This window comes from Microcystis sp. M179S2, assembly GCF_020245805.1.
GTDB lineage: Bacteria > Cyanobacteriota > Cyanobacteriia > Cyanobacteriales > Microcystaceae > Microcystis > Microcystis aeruginosa.
Map to the genome: position 1 here is coordinate 1 of NZ_JADBUE010000120.1, position 3,061 is coordinate 3,061.

Sequence of the window (3,061 nt, forward strand, 5' to 3'; positions counted from 1 at the left end):
GGGTAATTTCTCCCCAGCTTACATCAGATATTGCCTGAGATAATTTCGGGTTTTTGACCATATTCTTGACGGCTAAATTCTCAACCACAATCGTTTGGTTTTCACGGCCTAATTGAGTGGTTAGCTTGTGTCAATGGTCTTTTCTGTTATCAGTAATTTGGGCGTGAATCCTTGCTACTTTGATTTTTGCCTTTTCTCGATTCTTTGAGCCTTTCTGTTTTCTAGACAGATTTTTTTGCGCTTTTCGCAGTCTCCGATAATGTTTCTTAAAATGCTTAGGATTAGATACCTTGTCTCCATCGCTGGTAATTACTAGGCTACTAATTCCTAAGTCAATTCCGATGGCTTTATCTGTTACTGGTAATGGCTTAATTGTTGGGTCATCAAATCTAATTGAGATATGCCAACGTCCAGAAGGATGTAATCTGACTGTTACTGTGCTTGGTTCACAGCTTTCTGGTATTTGTCTTGACCATCGAATAGGTAAAGGTTCTGTGCATTTAGCTAAATAGATTTGTCTGTCTTTGAATTTAAAAGCAGATTTGGTAAATTCGGCACTTCCTCCTTGATGTTTTTTCTTAAAGTTAGGATACTTAGTACGACCAGCAAAGAAGTTAGTAAAAGCTGTTTGTAGGTGTCTTAACCCTTGTTGTAAAGGTACACAGCTAACTTCGTTTAAAAAGTCTAATTCTTCTTGCTTTTTCCACTCGGTTAGCATTGAAGAAGTTTGAGCGTAGCCTACTCTTTCTTGCTTTTCGTACCATGCTTGTGTTCGTTCGTGGAGAGCTTTATTGTAAACTAATCTTACACAGCCCAATGTGCGCCGCAATAGCGACTCTTGTTCGGGTGTTGGGTAAAATCGAAACGAGTAGGCTTTTTCCATACCTCACATTTTAGCATAGATTTCGTAAATGTGCTAATATTTAACAGTAAAGCCGTCGTAGAACGACGGGGTTTCAGACCCAAATTTTCGATGATTCATCAACCCCCGGCGGGGACAAGGGATTTATTACCCCTAGAAGTTACCCAAAAAGGCTGGATTAACGATCGCCTTCAGTCTGTCTTTCAGCGTTGGGGCTATCAAAGGATCGTCACCTCCACCATTGAATGGCTCGATACCCTCACCGCAGGCGGTGCGATCGATCCCAGCACCGTGATCCAACTCCACGGGGATAGTCAAGGACTATCGGGATTACGCCCTGAATTAACCGCTTCCATTGCCCGTAGTGCCGTCACCCGCATGAGTGGGGAGTCCTATCCCCAACGTCTTTGTTATCGGGCTAACGTTTTTCGTCGCCCTAGTGCCGGTTATCACGGCCGTCAAGTGGAATTCTATCAAGCGGGGGTAGAACTGCTCTTTTCTGGCGGTTTACTAGCTGATGCCGAGATTTTACTGCTCCTGGCCGACTGTTTCGATAGTTTGGCCGTCCCTAACTGGCAGATTATTTTAGGAGAAGCGGGTTTGACTCGTTCGCTACTTTCTCCCTTTCCGGCTCCCTTACGCGAACAGGTGAAACGCTGTTTAGCCCTCCTCGACTACGTTAGCCTCGAAAATCTTCCCTATCCCAACGAAACCCTCCGGCAGCAAGCCCGACAATTATTTCACCTGCGCGGTAATCCTGAGGATGTCCTCGCACAAGTGGCAGTATTAGCCCAGGAAGAATCAGCCCAAAAAGCCGTTAATAACCTTAAATCCCTAGTAGAGCTGCTTAATGCCGATCGCTCTGGGCCTTTCCCCCTAATTCTCGATTTAAGTCTGATTCAAACCTTTGATTACTACACCGGCATCGTTTTTAAGGCGGTTAGTGATCACCAGCAAAATCTCAGTATTTTAGGCCAGGGCGGACGCTATGATCAATTATTGGGCGTTTTTCATCCCCAGGGCCAATCGGCTCCGGGTATCGGTTTTTCCCTGAATATCGAAGAACTGCACGAAAGTTTATTATCAGGGCAGACTTTACCCACTCAAGCTCCTCCCCTCGACTGGTTGCTTATCCCTTTGGGTAATAACGCCCAGATAGCGACTTTTAGTAAGGCTCGCTCCCTTCGCACCGGTGATCCGAATCTGAGGGTGGCGATCGATTTAGGGGGTCGCAGCGAGGCACAAATTCGCACCTATGCCCGCGATCGAATGATTAAAAATCTCGCCTGGGTGCAAGAAGATGGTTCCGTGATCGAAGAATCTCTCTGAAAGGGGCAAAAGCGGCGGAAATACTGCCTTCTGCCCGCTACTATAGGACTCTATCTAGGGCTTGCTGAAAAAGAAGCATTCGGGCAATAACCTATCGGTGAAACCGTAGATTTTTTATCCGAATGCTTCGCCCCTACAGGACGGGGGCCGATGAAAACGCAAGGTTTTGAAGCACGATTCCCTCAAAATCTTGCACCTGTTTCGCGAGAATAGACCTCGTTTCCAAACATAAACCAGAAGAGCCGTTCAAAAAACTTTATAAATAATATTGATTGGTTTGTTTATAATAACCACCATTAATACCCACTGAAACCATAATAAATCATAAGCAAAAATCAATGTTAATAATCGATTCTAATCTATACCAGAGATAAACGTGGGTTGGGTTAAAGCATGAAACCCAACGCTGACGGCGATGATTGAGCCGCTTCTTGGCATGGTAACGACTAGGGCTGTCCCAAGTGCGGGAAACGGCGATTTTAAAATTTTTACTCTTTATTCAGGAAAAAATCATGTCAACTCCTTTTTTGGTCAAAGATATCCTTCCCGGTGCCTTTAACTCCTACCCCAAATATCTGACGGCATTATATAGTTTTACCAATAAATGTTAGAACAAAGATGTAGATGTAGGTTGCTCTAATGGGAAGTTTTGTGACGACAAGTAGCATTGATGATATTTATCGGGAATAATAGATTTAGATGAGTGCCTAACTTTCCAATTGGTAGCGACTTGCCATGAACCCAACAACCGCCAATTATGATGAACCCTGGAAAGAAGCTTTAACCGAGTATTTTGAAGCATTTTTATACTTCTTCTTTCCCGAAGTTCACCAATTGATTGATTGGACAAAAATTCCCGAATCCCTGGAA

Annotated in this window: 1 protein-coding gene and 1 pseudogene; one reads left to right on the forward strand and one right to left on the reverse strand. The window is 44.1% G+C overall.

Translation table 11 applies throughout. From position 1 onward, the window contains the following. A pseudogene (locus IM500_RS07005) lies at nucleotides 1–883 on the reverse strand (RNA-guided endonuclease InsQ/TnpB family protein); the annotation flags it as partial. A 90-nt stretch (nucleotides 884–973) separates the two neighbouring features. On the opposite strand from IM500_RS07005, the gene IM500_RS07010 reads away from it, so the two are divergent. Next, nucleotides 974–2,191, forward strand: coding sequence for an ATP phosphoribosyltransferase regulatory subunit (locus tag IM500_RS07010; RefSeq protein ID WP_190718627.1), 1,218 nt, complete (start codon nucleotides 974–976; stop codon nucleotides 2,189–2,191). The last annotated feature ends 870 nt before the right edge of the window (nucleotides 2,192–3,061 follow it).

What these genes read in the sequence shown, in the direction of transcription:
- IM500_RS07010 (WP_190718627.1), top strand. Translation starts at nt 974, where the DNA reads ATGATTCATCAACCCCCGGCGGGGACAAGGGATTTATTACCCCTAGAA.